Annotated in this window: 26 protein-coding genes and 2 pseudogenes; 14 read left to right on the top strand and 14 right to left on the bottom strand. The window is 63.6% G+C overall.

Annotated elements, in window-relative coordinates; translation table 11 throughout:
• Positions 1-89: 89 nt before the first annotated feature.
• Positions 90-1,586: an amidase gene (locus P9228_RS02180; protein WP_278052119.1), complete on the top strand. Its 1,497-nt coding sequence runs from the start codon at positions 90-92 to the stop codon at positions 1,584-1,586.
• Positions 1,587-1,826: 240 nt separating this feature from the next.
• The gene (gene argB / locus P9228_RS02175) at positions 1,827-2,720 is read left to right on the top strand and encodes an acetylglutamate kinase (protein WP_067003018.1); all 894 of its coding nucleotides are present in this window, start codon (positions 1,827-1,829) and stop codon (positions 2,718-2,720) included.
• A 7-nt stretch (positions 2,721-2,727) separates the two neighbouring features.
• Here the strand turns inward: argB and bchE are convergent.
• Positions 2,728-4,296 (bottom strand): annotated as a pseudogene (gene bchE / locus P9228_RS02170) (magnesium-protoporphyrin IX monomethyl ester anaerobic oxidative cyclase).
• A 325-nt stretch (positions 4,297-4,621) separates the two neighbouring features.
• Here bchE and P9228_RS02165 point away from each other — a divergent pair.
• Positions 4,622-5,692, top strand: a complete 1,071-nt coding sequence (locus P9228_RS02165) for a class I SAM-dependent methyltransferase (RefSeq protein ID WP_067323801.1) — start codon at positions 4,622-4,624, stop codon at positions 5,690-5,692.
• A 123-nt stretch (positions 5,693-5,815) separates the two neighbouring features.
• Here P9228_RS02165 and P9228_RS02160 read toward each other — a convergent pair whose 3' ends face one another.
• Complete coding sequence (locus P9228_RS02160) at positions 5,816-7,795, bottom strand: GGDEF and EAL domain-containing protein (protein WP_278052118.1); 1,980 nt, start codon at positions 7,793-7,795, stop codon at positions 5,816-5,818.
• 386 nt (positions 7,796-8,181) lie between these two features.
• Positions 8,182-8,658 carry an Lrp/AsnC family transcriptional regulator gene (locus P9228_RS02155; RefSeq protein WP_067003023.1) on the bottom strand — a complete coding sequence of 159 codons (477 nt, stop codon included), beginning with the start codon at positions 8,656-8,658 and terminating at the stop codon, positions 8,182-8,184.
• A gap of 140 nt (positions 8,659-8,798) precedes the next feature.
• Here P9228_RS02155 and phhA point away from each other — a divergent pair, with 140 nt between their 5' ends.
• The gene (phhA, locus tag P9228_RS02150; RefSeq protein WP_127324884.1) at positions 8,799-9,632 is read left to right on the top strand and encodes a phenylalanine 4-monooxygenase; all 834 of its coding nucleotides are present in this window, start codon (positions 8,799-8,801) and stop codon (positions 9,630-9,632) included.
• Between the two features lie 159 nt (positions 9,633-9,791).
• On the opposite strand, the gene P9228_RS02145 is transcribed toward phhA, so the two are convergent.
• The gene (locus tag P9228_RS02145; RefSeq protein WP_278052117.1) at positions 9,792-10,283 is read right to left on the bottom strand and encodes a MarR family transcriptional regulator; all 492 of its coding nucleotides are present in this window, start codon (positions 10,281-10,283) and stop codon (positions 9,792-9,794) included.
• Between the two features lie 94 nt (positions 10,284-10,377).
• Here P9228_RS02145 and P9228_RS02140 point away from each other — a divergent pair, with 94 nt between their 5' ends.
• Positions 10,378-10,545 carry a hypothetical protein gene (locus P9228_RS02140; protein WP_164747443.1) on the top strand — a complete coding sequence of 56 codons (168 nt, stop codon included), beginning with the start codon at positions 10,378-10,380 and terminating at the stop codon, positions 10,543-10,545.
• A gap of 68 nt (positions 10,546-10,613) precedes the next feature.
• Here P9228_RS02140 and P9228_RS30960 read toward each other — a convergent pair.
• Positions 10,614-10,776: pseudogene (locus tag P9228_RS30960) on the bottom strand (GMC family oxidoreductase); the annotation flags it as partial.
• A complete protein-coding gene (locus tag P9228_RS02135) occupies positions 10,775-11,536 on the bottom strand; it encodes a GGDEF domain-containing protein (RefSeq protein WP_067323795.1) in 762 nt (253 codons plus the stop codon). The pseudogene P9228_RS30960 and the gene P9228_RS02135, both read right to left, overlap by 2 nt.
• A 150-nt stretch (positions 11,537-11,686) precedes the next feature.
• On the opposite strand from P9228_RS02135, the gene P9228_RS02130 reads away from it, so the two are divergent.
• On the top strand, positions 11,687-12,394 hold the full coding sequence (locus tag P9228_RS02130) for a pyrimidine 5'-nucleotidase (RefSeq protein ID WP_067003034.1): 708 nt from the start codon (positions 11,687-11,689) through the stop codon (positions 12,392-12,394).
• A gap of 67 nt (positions 12,395-12,461) precedes the next feature.
• Here the strand turns inward: P9228_RS02130 and P9228_RS02125 are convergent, their stop codons facing one another.
• Entirely contained in the window at positions 12,462-13,301 is an 840-nt protein-coding gene (locus tag P9228_RS02125) for an LOG family protein (RefSeq protein WP_082953833.1), read from the bottom strand.
• A gap of 143 nt (positions 13,302-13,444) precedes the next feature.
• Here P9228_RS02125 and dapD point away from each other — a divergent pair, with 143 nt between their 5' ends.
• The 3 genes from dapD (at position 13,445) to P9228_RS02110 (ending at position 15,102) form a co-directional block, all read left to right on the top strand.
• Entirely contained in the window at positions 13,445-14,299 is an 855-nt protein-coding gene (gene dapD, locus P9228_RS02120) for a 2,3,4,5-tetrahydropyridine-2,6-dicarboxylate N-succinyltransferase (RefSeq protein ID WP_067323788.1), read from the top strand.
• A gap of 70 nt (positions 14,300-14,369) precedes the next feature.
• On the top strand, positions 14,370-14,732 hold the full coding sequence (locus tag P9228_RS02115) for a DUF805 domain-containing protein (RefSeq protein WP_067323786.1): 363 nt from the start codon (positions 14,370-14,372) through the stop codon (positions 14,730-14,732).
• On the top strand, positions 14,725-15,102 hold the full coding sequence (locus P9228_RS02110; RefSeq protein ID WP_067003040.1) for a DUF805 domain-containing protein: 378 nt from the start codon (positions 14,725-14,727) through the stop codon (positions 15,100-15,102). Before P9228_RS02115 ends, P9228_RS02110 begins: the two co-directional genes overlap by 8 nt.
• A gap of 146 nt (positions 15,103-15,248) precedes the next feature.
• Here the strand turns inward: P9228_RS02110 and P9228_RS02105 are convergent, their stop codons facing one another.
• The gene (locus P9228_RS02105) at positions 15,249-16,283 is read right to left on the bottom strand and encodes a 2-dehydropantoate 2-reductase (protein ID WP_278052116.1); all 1,035 of its coding nucleotides are present in this window, start codon (positions 16,281-16,283) and stop codon (positions 15,249-15,251) included.
• A 118-nt stretch (positions 16,284-16,401) separates the two neighbouring features.
• Between P9228_RS02105 and dapE the strand changes: the two genes are divergently transcribed.
• The 4 genes from dapE (at position 16,402) to P9228_RS02085 (ending at position 18,782) form a co-directional block, all read left to right on the top strand.
• Entirely contained in the window at positions 16,402-17,601 is a 1,200-nt protein-coding gene (gene dapE, locus P9228_RS02100; RefSeq protein ID WP_278052115.1) for a succinyl-diaminopimelate desuccinylase, read from the top strand.
• Positions 17,602-17,603: 2 nt separating this feature from the next.
• On the top strand, positions 17,604-18,209 hold the full coding sequence (locus P9228_RS02095) for a transporter (protein WP_067323778.1): 606 nt from the start codon (positions 17,604-17,606) through the stop codon (positions 18,207-18,209).
• A gap of 80 nt (positions 18,210-18,289) precedes the next feature.
• A complete protein-coding gene (locus tag P9228_RS02090; RefSeq protein ID WP_278052114.1) occupies positions 18,290-18,598 on the top strand; it encodes a type II toxin-antitoxin system ParD family antitoxin in 309 nt (102 codons plus the stop codon).
• Entirely contained in the window at positions 18,567-18,782 is a 216-nt protein-coding gene (locus P9228_RS02085; protein ID WP_278052113.1) for a type II toxin-antitoxin system RelE/ParE family toxin, read from the top strand. Before P9228_RS02090 ends, P9228_RS02085 begins: the two co-directional genes overlap by 32 nt.
• 113 nt (positions 18,783-18,895) lie before the next feature.
• Here P9228_RS02085 and truA read toward each other — a convergent pair whose 3' ends face one another.
• Genes truA through def form a run of 4 tightly spaced genes read right to left on the bottom strand, consistent with a single transcriptional unit; the run spans position 18,896 to position 21,650 of the window.
• Positions 18,896-19,651 carry a tRNA pseudouridine(38-40) synthase TruA gene (gene truA, locus P9228_RS02080; RefSeq protein WP_278052112.1) on the bottom strand — a complete coding sequence of 252 codons (756 nt, stop codon included), beginning with the start codon at positions 19,649-19,651 and terminating at the stop codon, positions 18,896-18,898.
• Between the two features lie 23 nt (positions 19,652-19,674).
• Positions 19,675-20,181 carry an N-acetyltransferase gene (locus P9228_RS02075; protein WP_067323775.1) on the bottom strand — a complete coding sequence of 169 codons (507 nt, stop codon included), beginning with the start codon at positions 20,179-20,181 and terminating at the stop codon, positions 19,675-19,677.
• Positions 20,178-21,113, bottom strand: a complete 936-nt coding sequence (gene fmt, locus P9228_RS02070; protein WP_095799012.1) for a methionyl-tRNA formyltransferase — start codon at positions 21,111-21,113, stop codon at positions 20,178-20,180. Before fmt ends, P9228_RS02075 begins: the two co-directional genes overlap by 4 nt.
• Before the next feature lie 6 nt (positions 21,114-21,119).
• A complete protein-coding gene (gene def, locus P9228_RS02065) occupies positions 21,120-21,650 on the bottom strand; it encodes a peptide deformylase (RefSeq protein WP_067323765.1) in 531 nt (176 codons plus the stop codon).
• A gap of 103 nt (positions 21,651-21,753) precedes the next feature.
• On the opposite strand from def, the gene P9228_RS02060 reads away from it, so the two are divergent.
• Positions 21,754-23,004, top strand: coding sequence for a DNA recombination protein RmuC (locus P9228_RS02060; RefSeq protein WP_278052111.1), 1,251 nt, complete (start codon positions 21,754-21,756; stop codon positions 23,002-23,004).
• A 15-nt stretch (positions 23,005-23,019) separates the two neighbouring features.
• Here P9228_RS02060 and P9228_RS02055 read toward each other — a convergent pair whose 3' ends face one another.
• Both P9228_RS02055 and P9228_RS02050 read right to left on the bottom strand, forming a co-directional pair.
• Positions 23,020-23,424: a GFA family protein gene (locus P9228_RS02055; protein ID WP_067323761.1), complete on the bottom strand. Its 405-nt coding sequence runs from the start codon at positions 23,422-23,424 to the stop codon at positions 23,020-23,022.
• Positions 23,425-23,458: 34 nt separating this feature from the next.
• Positions 23,459-24,418, bottom strand: coding sequence for a cation diffusion facilitator family transporter (locus P9228_RS02050; protein ID WP_278052110.1), 960 nt, complete (start codon positions 24,416-24,418; stop codon positions 23,459-23,461).
• Between the last annotated feature and the right edge of the window lie 180 nt (positions 24,419-24,598).

Genomic DNA, 24,598 nt, shown 5'->3' with positions numbered 1-24,598 from the left:
TCATCTTCCGCAATTCGAGATGAACAACGCAAATCCGGATTTCGATTTGCGGCTTCATGCGATAGCCTTCGCCAAAACAGGGAGCGGCAATGTCAATTGAACGCGTGCTTTGGGAACAGGATGCGACCGGACTTGCCGAGCTCGTCCACAAGGGGGAAATCTCTCCGCAGGAGCTGGTCGACGCCGCGATCGCCCGCGCCGAGGCGACAAGAACCAACATCAACGCCATAGCGACGTCGCTCTATGACGCCGCCAGGGCGCGGGCGAAGGCGATCGACCGCAAGCAGCCGCTCGCCGGCGTGCCCTTCGCGCTGAAGGATCTCGGCATCGGCATCAAGGGCGTGCCGATCCATGGCGGCAGCCGCATCCCGGCCTTCACGGCCGATTTCAACTCGGTGATGGTCGAGCGCTATCTGGCCGCGGGCCTGATCCCGATCGCTACCAGCACCTCGCCCGAGCATGGGCTGCGGCTGATGACCGAATCGGCCCGCTTCGGCATCACCCGCAACCCCTGGAACACCGGCCACACCTCCGGCGGCTCGTCCGGCGGATCGGCGGCGCTGGTGGCGGCCGGCGTGGTGCCGGCGGCGCACGCTTCCGACGGCGGCGGCTCGATTCGGGTGCCTTCGGCCTGCAGCGGCTTGGTCGGGCTCAAGACCTCGCGCGGCCGGGTGCCGCTGACGCCGCTCACCAGCGAGAGCTGGTACGGCATGGTCGTCGACCATGCGGTAAGCCGCTCGGTGCGCGACACAGCCCTCCTGCTCGACCTGACGCACGGCGCCGATCCGCTGTCGCCTTATGCGGCGCGGGAGCCGAAAGGCTCCTTTGCTGCTGCCGCGGCCCGCGATCCAGGCCGGCTCAGCCTCGCCGTCTACCGCAAATCGCCGCTCGGCCTGCCGATCTCGGCTGAGACGATCGAAGCGCTGGACACCGCGGTGGCGCTGGCGCGCGAGGGCGGGCACACGGTGGAAGAGATCGACCTGCCCTATATCGGCCGCGACTTCATCGCCGATTTCTGCAAGAGCGTCGCCTCGGCCGTCGCAGGCATGATGCGTGCCGAGGCGAAGCGCGTCGGCCGCCCGGTGTCCGGCGAGGTCGAACGTGCGACGCGCGTGCTCGGCCGCCTCGGCGAAATGCTGTCCGCCGGCGAGGTCTATGACGCCGTGCAGCGGCTCAACGCCACCGCGCGACAGATGATCGAAGACACGGCGCGCTTCGATGCCGTGCTGATGCCGATCATTGCGCACCCGCCGCTCGCCTGCGGCGCGATGGATCCGAAAGGCGCCGACGAGCTCGTCGAGAACCTCCTCGACAAATTGCATCTTACCGGGCTGCTCAGGATCAAATCGTTTTTCGGCCAGCTGATGGACAAGAGCCTGTGGTTCACTCCCTGGCCGGCGATCCACAATGTCAGCGGCCAGCCCTCGATCGCGCTGCCGGTGCATGTCACCTCGGCTGGCCTGCCGCTCGGCATCCAGGCCGCGGGACGGCCAGGCGACGAGGAGACGCTTTTGTCGCTCGCCGCGCAAATGGAGAAGATTTCAGGATGGCTGAAACGCCGCGCACCGCTCAAGGTGCCCGGCTAGATCTGTCGATAATCAGGTGATGCCGGCCTGCGAATGGCGGTTTTCTGCGCTTCCGTACTTGCGTACCAGAAATACGCTCCGTTCCGGTTCTCGAAATCCGCCATTCTCGACCGGCCTGACCTGAATCTCGACAGACCTTGAAACCCGCCGATTTCGTCATTGTGAGCGCAAAGCCGTTTGCGACCTGCGGCAATTCCCGCTAAGACGCCCGCCATCCTTGCCACCTAGGGAAAAGCACCGATGACGGACATCGCCGCCAACGCCGAAATGCAGGCCGCGCTGCTTTCCAGAGCGCTGCCTTATATGCAGCGCTACGAGAACAAGACGGTGGTGGTGAAGTATGGCGGCCATGCCATGGGCGACAATGAGCTCGGCAAGGCCTTTGCCCGCGACATCGCGCTGCTCAAACAGTCCGGCGTCAACCCGATCGTCGTTCACGGCGGCGGGCCGCAGATTGGCGCCATGCTCAACAAGATGGGCATCGAATCCAAGTTCGAGGGCGGGTTGCGCGTCACCGACCAGAAGACGGTCGAGATCGTCGAGATGGTGCTGGCCGGCTCGATCAACAAGGAAATCGTGGCGCTGATCAACGCCGAAGGCGAATGGGCGATCGGTCTCTGCGGCAAGGACGGCAACATGGTCTTCGCCGAAAAGGCGCGCAAGACCATGATCGACCCGGATTCCAACATCGAGCGGGTGCTGGATCTCGGTTTCGTCGGCGAACCGGTCGAGGTCGACCGCACGCTGCTCGACCTGCTGGCCCGTTCCGAGATGATCCCGGTGCTGGCGCCGGTGGCGCCCGGCCGCGACGGCCATACCTACAACATCAACGCCGATACCTTTGCCGGCGCCATCGCCGGCGCCTGCCGCGCCTCGCGCCTGCTTTTCCTGACCGACGTGCCCGGCGTGCTCGACAAGAACAAGAAGCTGATCGACGAGCTGACGGTCGGCGAGGCCAAGGCGCTGATCAAGGACGGCACGATATCGGGCGGCATGATCCCGAAGGTCGAGACCTGCATCGAGGCGATCGAGCGCGGCGTCGAGGGCGTCGTCATCCTCAACGGCAAGACGCCGCATTCGGTGCTGCTCGAGCTGTTCACCGAGCACGGGGCCGGCACGCTGATCGTGCCGTAGCGATTATTTAGCCGGCTAGCCTTCTGCTTTCCGCGACCCGCTTATCTTCCGCGACGGGCAGGGCCGGCTTTCGCGCCGGGCGCTGAAAGACCATCGATTCCTCGTCGGCGTCCTGCGGCGCGCCCCAGAATTCGGCAAGCGTCGGGCCCGCGGCCACGCGGCGGTCGCGGACCAGAAAACCCCAAACCTCGCGGAACCACACGCGGCGGCCCATCTTGGTGTACCAACGCATCGAATGCCGCTGCTCTGGGTCCGGATGGAAAAGGACGCGCGCCAGCGCTTTCGGTCGTGACTGCACGGCAAGCTCGATCAGCTTGACGGCGAAGAACAGCATCCACGGCTTCAGCCGGGTCATATGCAGCACCTGGTGCTTGTAGTCCCAGAGCCGGATGTCCTTCTGGATCACCCTGCGATCCTTGGCGATGCGGAAGAACGGCGTCCAGCGATGCGGCGTCACATAGAGCGCCTGGATCTGGTCGGGATCATAGGCGATGAGCTGGCGAAAGCCGCGCCAGAGATCGCGAAAACCCTCATCCTCGAAGCCAGCGACCCAGGTCGCCATGGACAATATGCCGTGCCGGCGAAGCAGCCGGATCGCTTCGCGATCGGACTTGGTGCTGCCGCCCTTGCGGATCAGCGACAGTGTGGCCTCGTCGGTGTTCTCCATGCCGAGCAGCCAGCGGATGACGCCGGCCTTGCGATAAAGGTGCAGGATATCGGCATCGCGCACGATATCGTCGGCGCGCGTCGAGCCGACGATCAGCACCGGCACGTTCTCGGCGATCATCGCATCGAGAAAGGCGCGCCAAGCCTTCTTCGAGGAGGTCGGGTTCTCGTCGGCCAGATTGACCAGCTCGACGCCATACTCGCGGTGCAGCCAGGCGATCTCCTTGGCGAAGCTGGCCGGGTCGCGATGTCGCCAGCGGGTCCAGAAGCCGCGCTGGCCGCAATAGTTGCACAGATGCGGACAGCCGCGCGAGAACTGCATGACCACGGCGCGCTTGCCGCCCCAATAGCTGTAGCGGCCATGGTCGATCAGCTCCCAGCCGATGCGGCAGGGGTCGAGATCGGCAATTGTCATCGCAGGTGGCGCCGCAAAGGGTCGGCCGCAATCGTCGCGATAGGCGATGCCGGCGACACCCTACACCGGCCGGCGCCTTTCCAGCGCCTCGACCAGCGCCAGCGCGGTCGCCTCACCCTCGCCGCGCACGATGAAGTCGAAGACGTCCGTTGCGGCGAGCACGTCGCGCCAGTGATAGGTCGGGAAGACGCCGCCATAGAGGATGACGACCCCTAGCGCGCGGGCCTTGATCATTTCCGCGATCCGCAGCGCGGTCGGATGCGCCGAAGTCGAGCCGGAATGGCCGATCAGGACGAAATCCGGATTATCGCTCAGGGCCTCATCGACGAGCGTGGAAAGCGGCATCGGCCCGAACTCCGCATCGACCAGGCGCACCCGATGGCCGGCATCGAGCAGCGGACCGCCGATCGCCAGCAGACCCAAAGGCGGCAGGTGATCGTCGGGCACGCGGCTGCCGATGGCCGTATGCGGCGGGTTGATCAGCACGATGTTCATGGCGGACCTCCGTTGTGTCGGTCCGCCGGTCGTATTTGGCGATGTCGAAGCCGCCTGGGCGCGGTTCAGCAGTTTCGATGCAGCTTTCCCACAGATTTGATGGGCACACCCGAAACGTCGCGCAGAGCGGGAGACGGCGTTAGCCCAGTGCATAACAAAAGGTTAAGGACATGCGCGTTCCGCAGCTCGATCGAGCTCTGGTTTTCGGCGCTTCAAACCTTCGGCAAGGAGAGTATTAGCATCAACTAATGCAGTTGACCCTAAACTTTTATTAAAACTCTAGGCATTTATAATTGTCGGTGGGGGACCACAAGGAAATGCCCATATGGCGCTGAATCCCGATCTGAAAATCGATGAGGCGAGCCTCATCACATCGACGTTGATCAAGAAGCACAAGGCGGCGTCCGCGGAGGCGGTCGACGCCGCCGAGCTCAAGGCGCGGGCGGCCCAGCTCGCCCTGGTGCTGGACCTCGCTCATCAGGCTTTCGCGCGCCAGGAGCCCGCAGGGCAAATCGTCGAGCGCCTGGCGGGTCGACTGCATGAACTGCGCCGGGAGGTCGCTCCGGCTCTTTGGCAGGAACTGATCCCGCTCGCTCAGCAGCACCGCGTGGCGGCCTACCTGAAGCAGGATCCGTTCACGCGCTGGTCCTTCGAAAAGCCGCGCGGCTATTCGGGCGACGCGACGCTGCTGGACATCTACTACAAGCACCCGAGCGCCGACGAGATCGTGGCATCGTCGAGCGAACTCGGCCGCGAGATCTTTGCCTATACGAGCGAAGCGGCAAGCTCGGTGGCGGGGCGCGAGCGCCGCGAGATACTGGCCAAAACGGTCGACGAAACGGCTGCCCGGGTAGAAAACGCCGAGGTGCTGGCAATCGCCTGCGGCCATTTGCGGGAAGCCGAACTCTCAAAGGCGCTCGCCGAGAGAAGGTTAAAGCGCTGGATCGGTCTCGACCAGGATCCGGTGAGCGTCGGCACGGTCAACCGCGACCTCACCGGTACGGCAGTGGAAGCCGTGGACGGATCGGTGCGCGGTCTTTTGCGGCGCGCCTACCCGCTTGGCACATTCGATCTCGTCTATGCTTCCGGGCTGTATGACTACCTGCCGCTTCCGGTCGGCGCACGGCTGCTGCAGCGCGCGATGGAACTGGTCAAGCCGGACGGCGAATTCCTCTTCGCCAATTTCAGCGACGAGATCACGACCGACGGGTACATGGAAACGTTCATGGACTGGCCGCTCATCCTGCGATCGGCCGGCGACATGTGGGACATCATCAATGCCGCGGTGGATAAGAACCGCGTCGAAGCCGAGGTCTATTACGGATCGAATAGGAACATCGTCTACGGCAAGATCCGCAAACGCGTGGATTTCGCGGCGCCCGCCATGGAGCGGTAGCCGAGCCGCTTCACATCCGGATTTTCAAGTCGGGCCGTGCAGCGGCCCGGCTTTCTGATGCATCGCGCGGCGTCCTCGTTTCGCCGACATAGCGCCGCCTGTCCTCCTGCCGGACTGCTTAAGCTAAGCGACGAGGTCCTGCCTGGCCTGCATGATCTCTTCGATCGGGACGGGACGTCCGGTCAGGAAGCCCTGGATCGACTGAATGCCCATGTGCTGCAGCAAATTCTGCTGCTCTTTCGTCTCGACACCCTCGACAAGGACCGTATGGCCCAGATTGCGCAGCAGTCTGACCATGTCCTGCAACAGGCTCAGGCCTCGAACCGTCTGGCAATCGTGCAAGAAACTGCGATCGATCTTGACGACGTCGAACTTGAAACGACGGAGCCAGGCCAGACCCGCAAATCCGGTTCCGAAATCATCGAGCCAGATCTGAACACCCAGGTTTCGAAGCTGCTCGATACTTCTGGCGGCCTGTGCCTCCAGAGATATATCGCTGCCTTCAGTGACCTCGAGCGCCAGCCTCTGGGGCGCCATGCCATGCCGACCAAGGATCTCGGTGACGTGAAGCGGGAAATTCGGAGCCTTGAGCTGGACGACCGAGACGTTCACGGACACGACCGATCCCAATCCGTGCTCGACCATGTCCCCGCAAGCCCGATCGATCACCCACATCCCGAGTTCCTCGATCCCGCCGGTCTGCTCGGCGACAGGTATGAACACGGACGGGCTGATCACGCTGCCGTCGAAGTCGCGCAGCCGCATCAACGACTCATGGCCAAGCACCTTGCCGGATATCGCATCGCAGATCGGCTGATAGACCACGGAGACCAGTCCCTCCGAAACGGCTTGCTTGAGCAGTTCCGAAAGATTCTGGCTGGCGCGCTTCTGATCGATGGCCTGCGCATCATAGATGGTGAAGGTCGCGCGACCGGAAAACTTGGAGGCGTAAAGCGCGCGATCGGCCTCCTGCAACAAGATCCGAAGCTCTATGCTTTGATCGGCGCGCGTCAACGAGGCGCCAGCGCTGATGGTGACGATGTTGAGTTTATCGTCCCGATCGGGATGGGAGATGTTCAAGTCCTCGACGGCCCGGCAGAATTGATGGGTCACCTCGCGCAGGTGATCCGGTCCGGCGACCTTGCAGAGCACGACGAATTCTTCGCCGCCGTACCGTCCCGCGATGGCGTGATTGGACGCCGCCGTCTCGTCGAAGGCTCGGGCAAGCTCGATCAGGCAGTCGTCGCCGGCCTGATGGCCGAGCCGGTCGTTGAACCGCTTGAAGTAGTCCACGTCCATGAGAATGACGCCTATTTCGTCATTGTCCCTGGCCCATTCCTTGCACAACTCCGCGAATTCTCGGGTGATCGCCCTGCGGTTCTTAAGCCCGGTAAGCGGGTCGGTGTCTGCGATCTCGATGAGCTTTTGACCATTTTCGATGGCGACCTGCTCCTGGATCTGCGCCTGAAGGGCATGCAGGAAGGTTTGGTAGCGCTCCATGCTGAGGCGCCATGACAGATAAAGCGACAAAACAAGGCAATTCACGAAATAGGTTGCAAGCACCAGACGGGTGCCAAGATCGGCTTGAAGCAAGAACAGCGTGGCGCCGAGGAATGCTATTGTCACGGTTGCGGACGACAGCGCCGAGAGCCATAGCCGGAAGTTGAAGAAAAGGTTGGCACCGAGAATGAAAACCGTGCCGAAGATGATGAAATGGGACAGCGCCTCCTGATGCGTCGTTCCGAGGGCCGACAGCAGCCATCCGATCGCGCCCGCCACGATCGCCAGAGCAGCAACGTAGTGCAGAGTGGTGACGGCAAAATCGCGTCGAGCAACAAGTTCGACAAGCACCAGGAAGGTCAATCCCAACGTCAGGCGCGTCAGAATCACACGGTCGGCAATGTCCGGGAAAAGGAACCAGTCGAAGGCCCCGTAGCATATGTAGCTCAACACGGCCGCCGCTATGCCCCAGCGCACGACCTTGCGATTCTGATCCGCGTTCTTCTGCAGCAGCATCGCAAAAAGCGTCGGATCGGCGGATTTCCACGGCGGGCGTGAAATCGCTTCAGTGACCCTCTGAGCCACGTCCTCCGTCAGTCGCATGCAATGCTCCTTTGCGATCATCCTCCGCATGAACGGGTTCGAGCAAGCGAAGTCCGTCAAGTCCTTACGGAAGGACGAAGGCAAGCCTGGTTCATTATAAGACACTAATGTTGCTAACCGCCGGTAAACGGATCATGCGATTGCACCGGCACAGCGACCCGCTAAGGATTCCATGCAACAATCGTGAGTTACCGAATAATGCATGGTCACACTTTCTCCAGATCGCAAGAGACGACGCACGAAACATTGCGTAAATTTCCGAGCGCGTCTTTTGTTAAGGTTCGTGTAACCTTAATTTCAGTTGATATCGGGGAAATCGTCCCGAAGTAGATTCGCTCCGACCACATTGTCGGGCCGTTCTTTGCGGAGAACCGTTTCGGGTACGATTACCGCCGCAGATGGCTGAGCGGCACGTGGCCTGGCCCCTTGATGTTCTGCAGCACAAGCTGGGTATGGACGTCGCGGACGCCGGGCAGCCGCATCAGTCGGTGCATGACGAAAGCATTGAGATCGTCCACCGACGGCACCATCACATGCAGCAGGAAATCGTGGTCGCCGGTCATCGTCCAGCAGGACGAGACCTCGTCCATGCGCTGCACGGCGGCGATGAAGCTTTCCGGCGAGCCGTCGCTGTGGCTCACCAGGCGGACCTGGATGAACACCTCGACCGTCAGCCCCAGCGCGCGTCGGCTGAGCACGGCGGCAAAGCCCTTGATGATGCCGGCGCCTTGCAGCGCCTCGAAGCGCCGAGCGCAGGGCGTGGTCGACAGGCCGATCTCCTGCGCGAGTTCCGACACGGCCTTGCGCCCGTCGCGCTGCAGGGTGTCCAGCATTCTTATTTCGAACTCGTCCAACTGAGGCATTTTCCCTCCTAAACGTTTAAATTTGAGCGGAGTTTACCTCAAAATCCCTCGCGTGGCTACAAAGAAGGCTGATTTGCCTCACGAACCGCGGCTACGATGACGCCACCATCCGGGAACCGACGATTTTTCAGGAGGAAGAAATGACGATCAGCGTTGCCGACTATGCCCGCGAATGCGCGGCGCAAGGCCTTCGCGGCGACTATTCGGTGTGCCGCGCCGACTTCACAGTGGCTCAGCATTACGACTATTCCGCCGACGAGCAGGCAGTGTGGCGCGCGCTCTGCGATCGCCAGACGAAGCTGACGCAGAGGCTGGCGCACCGTTCCTATCTCGACGGCGTCGCGACGCTCGGGCTGCTCGACAAGATTCCGGATTTCGACGCCATCAGCGAGAAATTGCGCAAGCTCACGGGCTGGGAAATCGTGGCGGTGCCCGGGCTGATCCCCGCCGGCCCCTTCTTCGACCATCTCGCAAACCGCCGTTTCCCGGTCACCAACTGGCTGCGGACCAGGCAGGAACTCGACTACATCGTCGAGCCGGACATGTTCCATGACTTCTTCGGGCATGTGCCGATCCTGACGCAGCCGGTGTTCGCCGATTTCATGCAGATGTATGGTGAGAAGGCCGAGGACATGATCGCGCTGGGGGGCGACGAGATGATCACCCGGCTCTACTGGTACAGCGCCGAATACGGCCTCATCCAGGAAGCCGGCCAGCCGGTAAAGGCTTTCGGCGCAGGACTGATGTCGTCTTTCACCGAGCTGCAATTCGCGGTCGAAAGCAAGGACGCCCATCATGTGCCGTTCGACCTGGAGACGGTGATGCGCACCGGCTACGAGATCGACAAGTTCCAGCGCGCCTACTTCGTGCTGCCGTCCTTCGACGCATTGCGCGATGCATTCGCCGGCGACGACCTCGCCGGGATCGTCACGCGGTTCAAGGGTCAGCCGGCGCTCGACCCCGCCACGGTCTAGGCATTGAACCAAAATGCGCGAGCCCGAAATCGTTCGGTGCGGCGCGCTTCGGGGTCCGGCTTTCGCCCAGCCGGCCGTCAGAGCGGTTCGGTGGCTAAAAGGCGACTGAGCCGCTCTGGGTTTGCGGAAGCAAGCCGCCAGTGTCCGGTCCCTCGGGCATCAGCCGGCCGAAGCCGGCTCGGCCTTGAGCCTCGCCAACTGCTCGCTTTGCAGCTCCAGCGCGGCGTCGATGAAGCGCAGCACGGTCGCCAACTCGGCGTCGCTGAAAGCCGCCATCACTTTCTCGCCCTCGCGCGCGATGGCGCCATAGTAGCGCTCCGAAAGTTCTCTGGTCAGGTCGGTCGCCTCGATCACCACCTTGCGCCTGTCTTCCAGGCTGCGGGTTCGGGTAACGAGCCCACGCGCCTCAAGGCGGTCGATCAAGGCCGTCACCGCTGCCGGCGTCAGCCCCGTAGCCGCCGCCACGGCGCCGGCCGATTGCGGCCCCGCGTAGAGCAAGCCCAGACAATAGCGCTCGGCTGCGATCAGCCCAAGCCGCTCCCCGACCGCCTCGTCATAGGCTTGCGTCGCGTCCTGCCAGCGCATGACGGCACGGCTGACGGCCGCCGTCATCTCAGCACGATTGATGCTTGACGAATTTAGTTCGATCATCTAACTATCAAGTTGTCTAACATTCAGACTATCGTATCAATATGCGATGCCACCCTTTGCGAAGCAAGGGCAAAGTCGCCGACAGGAGTGAACAATGAGCTTGATTCAACAGCGCCCCCCTCTCTCGCATGAGGAGGAGTACAGATACGCCAAGCTGGCCATGGAATGGTATGGCTGGGGCTCGCCCATCGGCCTCGGCATCCTGTTGGTGGCACTTGCCGCCGCGGCCGTGCTGGTGCGGGTCGCCGTTTACGGACTGTAAATCCGACCCCCAAAGGCGCGCCAGGGCGGCGCCGATTCCACTTCCGGCGCCGCCTGCCTTTTCGGGGTTCAGACTGTGATCACCTGGCCGAGGTGATCGCCCAGCCGGCAGGCGAGCGCCCGCCGTCTCCTCATTAGTCGGATAATCGCCACCATTGCCGATCCAGTCGGCGATGCGCACGCGGCCGAGATTCTTCCGCGCCATGGTCGTGCCGAAGAGCCGCAAGCCCTCAGGCGGCTTCCGAAAGATCGCGATCGAGAACGGACAGGTTGCGGCCGCGATGCTTGGCCTCGTAGAGCCTGCGGTCAGCGGCGCGCATCAGCTCCGACACGGTGGCGCTCTCGCCACAGGTGATGCCGCCGATCGAGACCGTCAAAGGCACGGTCCGCTCGTCGACAGGGCGAAAGCGGATCAGTTCGACCTCGCGACGGATGCGCTCGGCCACGCGCCTTGCTTCCGGTTCGGTGGCGCCAACCAGGAAGGCGGCGAACTCCTCGCCGCCGATTCGGCCGAGCACATCGCCGCTGCGCACGCCGCGCTCGATGGCGCCGGCGATCAGAAGCAGTGCATCGTCGCCGGTCAGGTGACCGTAATTGTCGTTGATCGTCTTGAAGTGGTCGGCATCGATGATCAGCAGGGCGCCGCGATCGGCCTTGCGCCGGGAACCGTCGAGCGCGGCGAAGAAGGTCTCGCGGTTGAGCATGCCGGTCATGTCGTCGCGGCTTGCCTTCTCCGACAGGCGTCTGTGGGCCGCGGCGAGCTGGGCATGCGCGCGGGCAAGCTCGCGATGCGCATTTTTCAGCCGGTCGCTTTGCCAGAAGGTGCCGACGCTGGCAATCCAGGCGAGAATCAAAGGGCAAACCGTGGCCGTAAGCCAGACGGTGCGGCTGATCGGAAAGCCCATGGCCGGGACCACAACCAGCGTCAACAAGAGCGAGACAGCGACCGAAGCGAACGCGACGACTGCGGACTTCAAGATTATGCGACTCATCGCTGTCTCCCAACGGACTGCCTCTGTGCCAGCAAGCGCTGAAGGTGACCTTTCCGGGACGATTAAAATTTGAAGCGAGGCGCCATTTTCACGACGCAAGACGCGCGGAAGTTGTGGATAAACTCCGCGTCCGCATGCCATAAGGAGGCCATGACGACGACACCCGAGCCCGCCCGTTTTGCCCATGTCACGGATTGGGTATTCGACCTCGACAACACGCTCTATCCGCATCACTCGAACCTGTTCGCGCAGATCGACGTGAAGATGACTGCCTATGTCGGCGAGCTGCTGACGCTCTCGCGCGAGGAGGCGCGCAAGCTGCAGAAAGAGCTCTACCTGGAGTACGGCACGACGCTGAACGGGCTGATGGCGCGCCACGGCATCGACCCCGACGACTTCCTCGAGAAGGTGCACGACATCGACTATTCCTGGCTGGTGCCCGATCCGGTGCTCGGTGCCGCGATCCGCCAATTGCCGGGCCGCAAGTTCATTTTCACCAATGGGGACCGCAAGCATGCCGAGCGCGCCGCGCGCCAGCTCGGCGTATTGGATCATTTCGACGACATCTTCGACATCGTCGCGGCGGGTCTCAACCCCAAGCCGGCCCGCCAGACCTATGAGCGGTTCGCCGAGCTGCATTCCGTGACCGGCCACAACGCGGTGATGTTCGAGGACCTGGCGCGCAACCTCTCTGTGCCGAAATCGCTCGGCATGACGACGGTGCTGGTCGTGCCGCGCAATTTCGAGCCGACTTTCTCCGAGATCTGGGAGCGCGACCCGGCGAATGAGGACGACGTGGATTTCGTCACCGACGACCTCGCCGGCTTCCTGACGGCAATCGTCGAGGTTCCGGGCTGACCCAACTCCAGATTGCCGGCGCCGTCGTCAGAACTCGCTGGTCATTGCGGTAACGACGAGCGCGCACTCAGAGGCTGTAGAAGCGGCGAACGATGTCCCAGGCTTCGTCGGCGGTGTCGACGAAATCGATGATGTCCTGGTCGCCGGGCGAGATCGTGCCTTGCTCGGCAAGGAAGTCGAGGTCGATCGCCCGTTGCCAGAACGCCTTGCCGAACAGGATCACCGGCACGCGCTCCATGCGCCCGGTCTGGATCAGCGTCAGCGTCTCGAAGAATTCGTCCATCGTGCCGAAGCCGCCCGGAAACACGGCGACCGCCTTGGCGCGCATGACGAAATGCATCTTGCGGATTGCGAAATAGTGGAAGTTGAAGCAGAGCTCGGGCGTCACATAGGCGTTCGGCGCCTGCTCGTGCGGCAGCACGATGTTCAAGCCGATCGACGGCGCGCCAACATCGTCGGCGCCGCGATTGCCCGCCTCCATGACTCCCGGTCCGCCGCCGGTGACGACGACGAATTCGCGATAGTAGGACGTGGCCGACTGCTGCGAGCACAGCCGGGCGAACTTGCGCGCCTCTTCGTAATATTTGCTGTTCAGCTCGAGGTTCTTTTTCTGCGTCTCGTTCTTGGCGGCCCAGGCGGCGCCGCCCGGCTCGGGAAGCCGCGCCCCGCCGAACAGGATGACGGTCGAGCGGATGCCGCGCTCGGCAAGGATCATCTCCGGCTTCAAGAGCTCGAGCTGCAGGCGCACCGGACGCAATTCGCGCCGCGTCATGAAGTCGGGATCGTTCCAGGCCAGGCGATAGGTTTCGGCCCGCGTCTGCGGCGTGTCCGGCACGCTTTTCGACCGCTCGAGATCCTCGTCCGAATGGGGCAGCGGCGTCCAGCCCGCCTTTTCCATGGGTGTCATCGAATCCACCGTCCTAATTCCTTTACTTGCGCCGTCCCGTGACGCAGTCGCGATTGACCCCCATTAAGGCTTCACATAGGGTCCGCGCGATTTCAAAACAGGTTAAGGCGCAGGCCTTAACAGCTTTGTAATGGAGCAAATTCATGTCGAAGCCCGATCTGGCGAGCCTCGAAAAGACCATCGAAAAGGCCTTCGAGGAGCGCGATACGATTTCGACCGCGACCCGCGGCGAAACGCGCGACGCCATCCAGTCGGCGCTCGACTTGCTCGACCGCGGCGTGGTTCGCGTCGCCGAGCGGCAGGACGACGGCAAGTGGCTGGTCAACCAGTGGCTGAAGAAGGCGGTGCTGCTCTCCTTCCGGCTGAACCCGATGGAGATCATCAAGGGCGGCCCGGGCCACTCGGTATGGTGGGACAAGGTGCCGTCGAAGTTCGAGGGCTGGGGCGCGGTCGATTTCGAGAAGGCCGGCTTCCGCGCCGTGCCGTCCTCGGTCGTGCGCCGCTCGGCCTATGTTGCCCCGGGCGCGGTGCTGATGCCGTCCTTCGTCAATGTCGGCGCCTATGTCGATACAGGCACCATGGTCGACACCTGGGCCTCGGTCGGCTCTTGCGCCCAGATCGGCAAGAACGTGCATCTCTCCGGCGGCGTCGGCATTGGCGGCGTGCTGGAGCCGATGCAGGCCGGTCCGACCATCATCGAGGACAATTGCTTCATCGGCGCGCGCTCCGAGGTGGTCGAAGGCTGCATCGTGCGCGAAGGCTCGGTGCTCGGCATGGGCGTGTTCATCGGCCAGTCGACCAAGATCGTCGACCGCGCCACCGGCGAGGTCTTCTACGGTGAAGTGCCGGCAAATTCGGTGGTCGTCGCCGGCTCGCTGCCGGGCAAGCCGCTGCCAAATGGCGAGCCGGGCCCGAGCCTCTACTGCGCCGTCATCGTCAAGCGCGTCGACGCCAGGACCCGTTCCAAGACGTCGATCAACGAATTGCTGCGCGATTGATCTTTCCCGCGAACAGACGCACCCTCCGCCGGCGCGACATTCCGTCGCGCTGGTTCAACGGAGGGGCGTCATGGACTGGAAGTATCTGCTGACGAGTTTCGACGGCCGCATCAACCGGGCCAAGTTCTGGGCCGGCATCGGCATATTCATCGTCATCGCCATCATTGCGTTCATTCTCGACTCGATCCTCGGCACACGTTTCACCACCGCCGGCGGCGACCAGATCGGCATCCTCGGCATCCTGGTCGCGCTGGCATCGATCTATTTCGCGATTGCTCTCTATGCCAAACGCTGGCACGACCGTAACAAGTCGGGCTGGTGGACACTGATCGGCCTTATACCCATCATCGGCGGCATCTGGCTGCTCATCGAACTGGGCATGCTCGAAGGCACCAGGGGCGCCAATCAATACGGACCGGACCCGCTTGCCTGAAAAAGCAGACTTCATCTGGCTCTTCTTCAAAACCTCGGGCCGCGTCAGCCGCGCGGCTTATTTTCTCGGCGGATTGCTGGTTGCTATCGTCCAGGCCTTTCCGCTTTATCGCTTCACGCTGGTGCCGGAAGGTTCGGCCGAGAGCAACATGTGGTCGTTCGTCTTCTTCCTCACGTTCCTCGCCTCGTTGTGGTCGAACGTCGTGCTGGCAGTGAAGCGGCTGCACGACCTCGACAAGCCGGGCATCGCGGCGCTGGTGCTGTTCGTTCCCGTCGTGTCGATCGTTGCCTTCCTGGTGCTCTGCCTGTTTCCGGGACAGCCCGGATCCAATCGCTACGGCAGCCGCACGAATGCGCCGGCCGATCGCTAGCGCCGGATGATTTTTAGGTCGTTTCGACCTCAAATCTGATCCGGCTCTAAATCACAGAGATAACGCGTGATGTAATCGGTCGACGATGTCGCCATCCTTGGCGTCAACGAGACCGAGAATTTGAGCTCGAACCTGTCGCGCAAATATCACGCTGATCGAGGACCGCGGCTGACCTCGTCGGGCGTCAATCCGGGCGGACCGCGCCTGTCCGCTTCCGCCTGACGCACCAGCGCCATGATGCGCTTCGTCACAGGCGCCGGCACGCCGGTCTTTTGCGCGAGCCGCAGTATCGCTCCCTGCAATTCGTCGACCTCGGTCGGCCGACGACGATGGAGATCGTCCCACATCGAGGAGCGCGCCTTGGGGTCGATCGCCAGCAGCCGCCGGGCCAGGATTCCGAACAGCCAGTCCGGAAGCCGCAGCACTTTCGGCAGCAGCCATGGGGGCGGCCCAGCGATGCGCGCCGGCTCGATACGACAAGCTTTCATTGCGGCCAGCGCCTCGTCGATCTGGTCCGCCAGAATGACGCGCCAGCCGCGGTCCGCCAATTCGGTCGCCAGCGGCAGATCGGAGAGCGCGACCAGCGCATTGTTGAGGTTCATCAGCAGTTTGCTCCACTGCACCGCCCTCATGTCGGCATGGGTTTCGACCCCAAGTCCTTCGACATTGAGCAGTGCTGAAAGGCCGGGCTCAGTATTCTCGATGATGACCATGCCGTCGCTGGCGCGGCGGACGCTGAACGGCGTCTCGCCATCCGGCGATTGCACGACGTTGAACGCAACCATACCGGCAAGCACGCGATGCGCGGGAAGCGCTCCACGCAGTTTGTCCGGATTGTCGACGCCATTCTGCAGGCTGATCACAATGGCATCGGGGCGGGCATGAGCCGCAACAAGCGCCGCCATCTCCTCGGTCGCGCCGCTCTTTACGGTGACCAGAACGATATCCGCGTTGCGCAGCGCCAGCGCCGGATCGTCGCTGACCGCCAGCGTCTCAGGCCCGATGCGTCTGTCGCGGCCGTCAAGATCGCTGATCCGCAGCCCGTCCTTGCGCAACGCCTCCACAATGCGGCCGCGGCCAAGGAAGACGACCTTACGCCCGGCGAGCGCTAGGCAGCCGCCGACATAGCAGCCGATGCTGCCGGCGCCGGCTATCGAGATCGTCTTTCCTTCTTTGGCCATGCGATCATCCCGTCCTGGCCCGCGCGACTATACGACACGACAACCATATTGTCGGCGGCTTGCTCGGCGAACATCTGCCACCGTGACAGGCCTGCCGCTTTCGACTATCGCTTTGCCCATGAAATTGCCGACCGACCCTGCCCAGAACCTTGCCGCCCTGATCCGCTGCCCTTCCGTGACGCCCGCCGAAGGCGGCGCGCTGCAGACCTTGGAAGACATGCTGAAGCCACTCGGCTTCGCCGTAGAGCGGCCGATATTCTCGGAAGATGGCACGCCGAACATCGAAAATCTCTATGCGCGCCGCTCCGGCAACGGCCCACATCTGATGTTTGCCGGCCATACCGACGTGGTGCCGGTCGGCGACGAGGCGGCGTGGACGCATCCGCCCTTTGCCGCCGAGATCGCCAATGGCGAGATGTATGGCCGCGGCGCCGTCGACATGAAAGGCGGCATCGCCTGCTTCATCGCCGCGGTGGCGCGCCACATCGAGAACAATGGCGGCCCGAAAGGCTCGGTCTCGCTGCTGATCACCGGCGACGAGGAAGGGCCGGCCATCAACGGCACGGTGAAGCTGCTCGACTGGGCTGCCGCCAAGGGCGAGAAATGGGACGCCTCGATCGTCGGCGAGCCGACCAATCCGGATGCGCTTGGCGATATGATCAAGATCGGCCGGCGCGGCTCGCTCTCCGGCAGCGTCATCGTCAATGGCCGTCAGGGCCACGCCGCCTATCCGCAACTTGCCGACAACCCGGTGCGCGGGCTTATGAGCCTTGTCGACGCGCTGCTCCATCCGGTGTTCGACAGGGGAACAAAGGATTTCCAGCCGACCAATCTGGAAGTGACGTCGATCGACGTCGGCAACCCGGCGACCAATGTCATCCCGGCCAAGGCCACCGCCACGTTCAACATCCGCTTCAACGACACTTGGGATGCCGAGACCGTCCAGGCCGAGATCCACAACCGGCTCGACCAGGCGGCGGGCCGCAAGAAATATCGGCCGGGCAAGAAGACCGCCGTCGACTACGAGCTTGTCTGGCGCGACCGGCCGAGCCATGTCTTCCTTACCCGCGACGAAAAGCTGATCGACACGCTGAGCGGTTCCGTGGCCGCGGTGGTCGGCAAGAGGCCTTCGCTCTCCACCTCCGGCGGCACTTCGGATGCGCGTTTCATCAAGGATTTTTGCCCGGTGGTCGAGTTCGGGCTGGTCGGCAAGACCATGCACATGGTCGACGAGCGCGTGGCGGTCGCCGACCTCGAGACGCTGACACGGATATACGAGCGCTTTATCGAGGACTGGTTCGGACAAGGTCTGACGTGACCATGCTCTCAACGGACGAAACCTTTGCTTCGCTGGCCGGCGCCTGGCGGCTGATGCTCGGCAGGGCCGACGGCCTGCGCATGCTCGATCTGTCTGCGGACGGTTTTTGGAATTCCTTCTTCGCCATCGTCGTGGCGGCGCCGGCGCTGATCGTCGGCTGGGTCGGCATCGCCAATGAGATAGGCGATCCGAATGCGTTCGCCGGGCGGCTCGGCATGCTGCTCCGGCTGGCAACCGTCGACATCGGTTCCTGGGTGCTGCCGCTGGTGGCGCTTGCGCTGGTCGCGCCGCGCGCCGGCATCGGCGGCCGCTTCGTCCACTACGTCGTCGCCTCCAACTGGGCCTCCGCGATCATCGCCTGGCTGATGCTGCCGTCGGCGCTGCTGAGGCTGTTCCTGCCCTCGACCGACGAGGTCAGCGGCCTGGTCTCGCTGCTTCTGTTCGCGCTGTCGATGGTGCTGACCTGGCGCATGACCAACGCGACGATCGGCAAGGGCGCGGCTGCCGGCACCGCGGTGTTTGTCGGCATGTTCGTCGCCTCGCTGCTCGTCTTGTTCGGGCTGCAGGCGCTGCTCGGCATCGACATTCCGGACGGCGCGAGGGGCTGATCTTGGCCGGCTGACGGAGTCTTTTCTTGAGACAGGGGGGTATGATAGTTTCACACCACTGTCCTCCCGGAGCGCTAGCCATGTCCGCTACCGAAAAACGCACCTTCAGCCTGCCGGCCGAGCAAGCGGCCTTCATTGATCAGCTCGTCCGCTCGGGCACGTATGCGACCAGCAGCGAAGTCATCCGCGCCGGGCTTCGCGCCCTTCAGGAGCGCGACGCCGCGGTGGAGCGTTGGCTGCGCGAGGAGGTCGCTCCGGCCTATGATGCGTGGAAGGCAAACCCCGGCAAAGGCATTTCGCCGGAGGAAATGGCCGAACGGGCGCGCAAGCGTCACGAGCGCTATTCGCAAAAGAACCGTGAAGCGTCGGACCGTCGTCTATACGCTTGATGCCGACGACGATCTCGATCGCATTTACCCCTTCATTGCTCAACCCAGCAGTCCCATCCTTGCAGACCGCTACGACGCTTGCATCCGGGCGTTCTGCGAGCGCCTCAAGCATGGCTCTGAACGCGGCACGCGCCGTGATGAGTGCGGCCGGACCTTCGCGTCGTCGGATTTGAGCGCCGGATAACTTTCGCTTTCGTTGTGGAGCCTGAGCGCGTCGTGATTCTGCGCCTCTTCTATGGCGGCGCGAATTGGTCGGACGAACTCGCCGGGGACGACGCCGGCTGATCGACGCCGCCCTCAGACGTCTTCTGGATAGTCCACCCCGACCAAGAACAGGCCGTCGGGCGGCGCTACCTGTCCGCAGGCTGCCCGGTTGCGCGCTTCGAGCGCTGCCTTGATATCGGCGGCGCTCCAGGAGCCGTCGCCGACCCTGCGCAGTGAGCCGACCATCGAGCGCACCTGGTTGTGCAGGAAGGAACGCGCCGAGGTTCGCACCTCAATGAGATCTCCGGCGCGGGTGACATCGAGACGGTCAAGCGTGCGCACCGGGCTTTCGGCCTGGCACTGGGTGGAGCGGAAGGTGGTGAAATCGTGCCGCCCGAGCAGCACCTTCGCCGCCTCGTGCATGGCCTCGGCATCGAGCCGTTTCGGTACCCACCAGACCTTGCCCTTTTCAAGCGCCGACGGGGCGCGGCGGTTGAGGATGCGATAGAGATAATGGCGGCCGGTGGCCGAAAACCGCGCATCGAAATCGTTGGCGACGACGGCAGCCTTGAGGATGGCGATGCGCGCGCCGGCTGCCTGCAGATGGGCGTTGACGGCGTCGCGCACCTTGTCGCCCGCCCAGTCCCTGGCCAGATCCACATGGGCCACCTGGGCGGTCGCGTGCACGCCGGCATCGGTGCGGCCGGCGGCACGTATTCGCACCTCTTCGCCGCAGAACTTTTCGATCGCCTGCTCGATCGCCTGCTGCACCGAAAGCTGGTCCGCCTGATGCTGCCAGCCGGCGAATTGGCTGCCGTCATATTCGATATCGAGTCGAAAACGCGGCATGCCAGCTCTGCGTTCGCGCTCGCCTAGGCGGCCAGCGCGGTGAAGGCCGAAGCGTATAGCAGTCTGCCGGCCTCGGGCGCGTCGCCCCAGGCCAGCGCCTGCAGCGCCTCGCCCTGGTATTCGCTCTCGAATTTCTCGGCGCGGGCGTGGGTGTAGCCGAAGCGGCCGTAATAGGCCGGATCGCCGAGCACCACCGCCAAAGCCTCGCCGGCTTCCTTCAGGCGGACATGCGCCTCGCGGATCAGCGCGCCGCCGATGCCGGTGCCGTGGAAGGACGGCTCGACGGCCAGCGGCGCCAGCGCCACGGCCGCGAAGCGCTTGCCGCCGTTCTGCACAAAAAGCCTGGAAAACAGGATGTGGCCGACGACCTGGCCATCTTCTTCCGCAACCAGCTCGACGACGGCGTCGCCGCCGGTGACCAGCGCATCGACCAGGCCGGCCTCCGCCTGCTGGCCGAAGGCATGCTCTTCGACGAGGCGGATCGCCTCGCGATCCCGCGGCGTCGCCGCACGTATCGACATCATGCTCATTGGAGTTTCGTTCCTTTTTCGATCTTGGCCCCGCGCAAAAACTCCTGCGCGGCGGCGGGCCTTCCACCCGCCCGTTGAACTTCGACCAGCCGCACCGCGCCTGACCCGCAGGCGACCGTCAGCCGATCATCGAGAATACCTCCCGACTCGCCGACGCCGTTGGAAAGCGTCGAGCGAAGCAGTTTCAGCCGCTCCACGCGGCCACCAATTTCGACCTCGCACCACGCGCCCGGAAAGGGCGAGAGGCCGCGAATGTGATTGTGGACTTCGCCGGCAGGCCGCGTCCAGTCTACGCGTGTCTCCGATTTATCGATTTTTCGGGCGTAGGTCACGCCCTCTGTCGCCTGGGGGGCAAATGTCAGACAATTTATCCCCAACTGTGCGAGCGCATCCACCATCAGCGAGGCGCCTCGAGCCATGAGGAGGTCATGCAATTCCCCGGCGGTCATATCGGGACCAATGGCGCATTTTTCAACCAATGCCACCGGGCCGGTGTCCAGCCCCTCTTCCATGCGCATCACCATCATGCCGGTTTCGACATCGCCGGCCATGATGGCGCGCTGTATGGGAGCAGCACCGCGCCAACGCGGCAAAAGTGAGGCATGGCCGTTGAGGCAACCGAGCCTGGTGGCCTCAAGAACGGGTTTCGGCAGAAGCAGGCCATAGGCGACGACCACGGCGACATCGGCCCGCAAACCGGCAAAGGCCTGCTGCTCGGTCTCTGCCTTGAGCGATGTCGGCGTGCTCACCTCGAGCCCGAGCCGTTCCGCCTCGCGCTGCACGGGCGAGGGCGTCAATTCCAACCCGCGCCGGCCGGCGGCGCGCGGCGGCTGCGTATAGACGGCGGCAATCTCGTGGCCGGCCTCGGCGATGGCGCTGAGCGTCGGCACGGAAAACTCCGGCGTGCCCATGAAGATGACGCGAAGGGGCATGCCCTTCTAGCCCGCCATCTTGCCCGGCGCCTTGTCCTTGGCGAGCTTCTTGAATTTCCTGACCACCATGTCGCGCTTCAGCTTCGAGATGTGGTCGATGAACAGCACGCCGTTAAGATGGTCGATCTCGTGCTGCAGGCAGGTCGCCATCAGGCCTTCGGCCTGCATCTCCTGCAGCTTGCCCTCGCGGTCGAGATATTTCACCCGCACCGCCGCGGGACGCTCGACCTCGGCATAGTAGTCAGGGATCGACAGGCAGCCTTCCTCATAGACCGAGCGCTCGTCGGAGCTTTCGAGGATTTCCGGATTGATGAAGACATGCGGCGCCGGCGGCTCGCCTTCCTTGGCGAGGTCGATGACCAGCAAACGCCGCGGCTCGCCGACCTGGATCGCCGCCAGCCCGATTCCCGGCGCGTCATACATGGTTTCCAGCATGTCGTCGGTGAGCTTGCGCAAGTCACCGTCGACGCGCTCGACCGGTTTGGAAACCTGGCGCAGGATTGGATCGGGAAGGATGATGAGCGGCTTGATCGACATGGCGTCTCACCTAAGACGTCGATGGAAAAGCGTCAACCGGGGCGGCTTTGACTTGTTCACGTTTTGATCTGTGCCAGCAGAGCGAATCGGTTATGCTGCCCAAATGAACGACATGACCTCGATCCTTTCGCAGCCCGTCGCGCGGCTCGGCGCCACGACGATCAGGCTCGGCGAGGCGCTTGGCTTCGGAGCGCTGCTGCTGCTGACGCTGTTCCTGGTGCTCGTCATCGCGTTGTGGCGCGCGGGAAAGGCGCGCGCGGCGGCGGCGGCGGAAGCGGCCGACCATGCCCGCGACACCGAGGCCAGGATGGCGGACATTCTTCAGGCGCAGGCCGAGATGCAGGGTCGCATGGGCGCGATCGCCGAAGTGTTCGGCGCCAGGCAGGCCGAGCTCACCCAATCGCTCGGACAGCGGCTCGACGCGATGACCGGCCGTCTTGGCCAGACCATGGCCGAGCAGACCAAGTCGACGCATGAGAGCCTGGCCAAACTACAGGAGCGGCTGGCGGTGATCGACACGGCGCAGGGCAACATCCAGTCTTTAGCCGGACAGGTCGTGCAGCTGCAGGCGATCCTCTCCAACAAGCAGACTCGCGGCGCCTTCGGCCAGTCGCGCATGGAGGCGATCATTGCCGACGGCCTGCCGCACGGCGCCTACGAGTTCCAGGCGAGCCTTTCCAACGGCAGCCGGCCCGACTGCCTGGTGCGGATGCCGAACGGCGCGCCGATGCTCGCCATCGACGCCAAGTTTCCGCTGGAGGCCTGGAATGCCATTCGTGCCGCCGAAGCCGCCGACTTGCAGAAGGCGGCGGCGCAGGCGTTCCGGCGCGACATCGAGGTGCATATCCGCGATATCGCGGAAAAATACCTGATCCAGGGCGAGACGCAGGACACCGCCTTCATGTTCGTGCCCTCGGAATCGGTATTCGCCGAGATTCACGAGAATTTCGAGGCCGTGGTGCAGAAGGCGCACCGCGCCCGCGTCGTCATCGTCTCGCCGTCCTTGCTGATGCTGTCGATCCAGGTCATCCAGGCGATCCTGAAGGACGCGCGCATGCGCGAGCAGGCGCATCTGATCCGGGGCGAGGTCATCCGCCTGATGGAGGACGTGGCGCGAGTCGACGAGCGCGTGCGCCGGCTGCAGACGCATTTCGGCCAGGCGGCCAGGGATATCGACGACATCCTCGTCTCGACGACGAAGGTCACCAAACGCGGCCAGAGAATCGAGGCGCTGGAGTTCGCCGAGGGCGAGCCCGAACCGCCACGCGGTCCTGCCAAGGTGGAGGCGGGCGCGCGCGTGGCCGATTCCAAGACGGGTCAGCTCAGGCTGCGCGTCGTCGAAGGCGACGACTGATCTGTCGTAGCGCCGCTACTGCTCCTCGATGGTCGTGATGCCTTCGATTTCCGGCAGCCAGTGCAACGCCGAGCGGTGCCAGACCTGCCTTCTCGGCACCAGCTGGTCGCGCTGGCGCGCCGTGCCCACCCGAATGCCGTAGATTTTCGGTCCATCGCCAACCGACGTCGCATAGAGATGCGATCCGCATTCGCCGCAAAACCCCTGCGCGCGCTTGGCGCCGCTGGATCCGGTCTTGATGTAGACCTTCGGCGTGCCCTTGGTAATCCGGTAATCCTCCTCTGGCGCGCCCACCGTCACGCGAAAGGCCGTTCCCGTCAGTTGCTGGCAATCGGTGCAATGGCAGATCGAGGTCTTTTCGGGATCGACCTCCGCTTCGTAGGTGATGGCGCCGCAATGACACCCGCCGTCGATTCTCATTCGGCTTGCTCCCAAAAGATTGCTTCGCTCAAATCTAATCCTCTTCGGAGGTCCCGGCGATAGCCTTACGCCTGCGCTCCCATGTGCCAGTCGCCTGCGGCTTGACGAACAGCCTGGTGATTTCGGGCATGTCCTTTTTCAGTCGCGCCTCCAGGCGTTCAACGCAGGCTTCGATCTCGGGCGCCGTGAGATGATCCTCGAATTCGATGCTTAGGCCTGCGACGATCTCCTGCGGGCCGATATGGACGCTCAGTATGCCGTTCGCCCGCTGCACGGCCGGGTCGTGGTCGGCGATCACCAGAACCTTGCGTTCCACCTCGGGCGAAGCAGGCTCGCCGAGCAGCAGACCCTTGCTCTCGCGCGCCAAGAAGATGGCGGTGGCGCCCAGGATGACGGCGATGCCGATCGAGCCGGCGCCGTCGAGCTCGGGGATCGCCAGAAGTTCAGACGTAAGGATGCCCGCGAAGGCGACGACGAGGCCGAGCAGCGCCGCGCTGTCCTCGAACAGCACGGTGTAGACGCTGGGGTCCTTGCTGCGGCGCACCGCCTGAAACCAGCCCTGCTTGCCCTTTTGCTGGCGGAACTCCTTCAGCGCCACCAGCCAGGAACTGCCTTCGAACAGAAAAGAAAGACCAAGCACGATGTAGTTGACCTTGGCGTTGACGACCGGTTCCGGCGCCATGATGTGGACGACGCCCTCGTAGAAGGAAACGCCGGCGCCAAGCGCGAACACCAGCAGGGCGACAATGAAGCTCCAGAAATAGAGTTCGCGTCCGTGTCCGAGCGGATGCGTGAGGTCGGGCGGGCGCGCGGCACGGCGCATGCCGTAAAGCAGAAGCGCGCCATTGCCCGTGTCGACCAGCGAATGCACCCCCTCCGACAGCATGGCTGAAGAGCCTGTGAAGAATGCTGCGGCGAATTTAGTCAGCGCGATCGCAATATTGCCGGCGAGCGCGGCGTAGATCACTCTTTTCGAGCCGCTATGCCCTGCCATGCGCTTCCGATCCTCTTCCAAGTGGGAGCTTAGCGGCCGCCGCCCAAAGCTCCACCGACAATGCGCCAGCCGCTCCGAGGTTCAGATGCCGCTATGCATTTCTGTTGCCTGATCGATCCCGAGGTCGCGGGATGAAGGGAAAACGGTTGACATAGCGCAAGCCGGCTTTCGAAGCTGCAA

This window comes from Mesorhizobium sp. WSM4898 (genome assembly GCF_029625845.1).
Classification (GTDB): Bacteria; Pseudomonadota; Alphaproteobacteria; order Rhizobiales; family Rhizobiaceae; genus Mesorhizobium.
The sequence above is the reverse complement of the archived record's forward strand: the minus strand, read 5'-3'. Positions and strand labels throughout refer to the sequence as shown.

Excerpts from the sequence above, each read along its gene's own strand:
- P9228_RS02180 (WP_278052119.1), top strand. The coding sequence starts at position 90 with ATGTCAATTGAACGCGTGCTTTGGGAACAGGATGCGACCGGACTTGCC.
- argB (WP_067003018.1), top strand. The coding sequence starts at position 1,827 with ATGACGGACATCGCCGCCAACGCCGAAATGCAGGCCGCGCTGCTTTCC.
- P9228_RS02165 (WP_067323801.1), top strand. The coding sequence starts at position 4,622 with ATGGCGCTGAATCCCGATCTGAAAATCGATGAGGCGAGCCTCATCACA.
- P9228_RS02160 (WP_278052118.1), bottom strand. The coding sequence starts at position 7,795 with ATGCGACTGACGGAGGACGTGGCTCAGAGGGTCACTGAAGCGATTTCA.
- P9228_RS02155 (WP_067003023.1), bottom strand. The coding sequence starts at position 8,658 with ATGCCTCAGTTGGACGAGTTCGAAATAAGAATGCTGGACACCCTGCAG.
- phhA (WP_127324884.1), top strand. The coding sequence starts at position 8,799 with ATGACGATCAGCGTTGCCGACTATGCCCGCGAATGCGCGGCGCAAGGC.
- P9228_RS02145 (WP_278052117.1), bottom strand. The coding sequence starts at position 10,283 with ATGATCGAACTAAATTCGTCAAGCATCAATCGTGCTGAGATGACGGCG.
- P9228_RS02140 (WP_164747443.1), top strand. The coding sequence starts at position 10,378 with ATGAGCTTGATTCAACAGCGCCCCCCTCTCTCGCATGAGGAGGAGTAC.
- P9228_RS02135 (WP_067323795.1), bottom strand. The coding sequence starts at position 11,536 with ATGAGTCGCATAATCTTGAAGTCCGCAGTCGTCGCGTTCGCTTCGGTC.
- P9228_RS02130 (WP_067003034.1), top strand. The coding sequence starts at position 11,687 with ATGACGACGACACCCGAGCCCGCCCGTTTTGCCCATGTCACGGATTGG.
- P9228_RS02125 (WP_082953833.1), bottom strand. The coding sequence starts at position 13,301 with ATGACACCCATGGAAAAGGCGGGCTGGACGCCGCTGCCCCATTCGGAC.
- dapD (WP_067323788.1), top strand. The coding sequence starts at position 13,445 with ATGTCGAAGCCCGATCTGGCGAGCCTCGAAAAGACCATCGAAAAGGCC.
- P9228_RS02115 (WP_067323786.1), top strand. The coding sequence starts at position 14,370 with ATGGACTGGAAGTATCTGCTGACGAGTTTCGACGGCCGCATCAACCGG.
- P9228_RS02105 (WP_278052116.1), bottom strand. The coding sequence starts at position 16,283 with ATGGCCAAAGAAGGAAAGACGATCTCGATAGCCGGCGCCGGCAGCATC.
- dapE (WP_278052115.1), top strand. The coding sequence starts at position 16,402 with ATGAAATTGCCGACCGACCCTGCCCAGAACCTTGCCGCCCTGATCCGC.
- P9228_RS02095 (WP_067323778.1), top strand. The coding sequence starts at position 17,604 with ATGCTCTCAACGGACGAAACCTTTGCTTCGCTGGCCGGCGCCTGGCGG.
- P9228_RS02090 (WP_278052114.1), top strand. The coding sequence starts at position 18,290 with ATGTCCGCTACCGAAAAACGCACCTTCAGCCTGCCGGCCGAGCAAGCG.
- truA (WP_278052112.1), bottom strand. The coding sequence starts at position 19,651 with ATGCCGCGTTTTCGACTCGATATCGAATATGACGGCAGCCAATTCGCC.
- P9228_RS02075 (WP_067323775.1), bottom strand. The coding sequence starts at position 20,181 with ATGAGCATGATGTCGATACGTGCGGCGACGCCGCGGGATCGCGAGGCG.
- fmt (WP_095799012.1), bottom strand. The coding sequence starts at position 21,113 with ATGCCCCTTCGCGTCATCTTCATGGGCACGCCGGAGTTTTCCGTGCCG.
- def (WP_067323765.1), bottom strand. The coding sequence starts at position 21,650 with ATGTCGATCAAGCCGCTCATCATCCTTCCCGATCCAATCCTGCGCCAG.
- P9228_RS02060 (WP_278052111.1), top strand. The coding sequence starts at position 21,754 with ATGAACGACATGACCTCGATCCTTTCGCAGCCCGTCGCGCGGCTCGGC.
- P9228_RS02055 (WP_067323761.1), bottom strand. The coding sequence starts at position 23,424 with ATGAGAATCGACGGCGGGTGTCATTGCGGCGCCATCACCTACGAAGCG.
- P9228_RS02050 (WP_278052110.1), bottom strand. The coding sequence starts at position 24,418 with ATGGCAGGGCATAGCGGCTCGAAAAGAGTGATCTACGCCGCGCTCGCC.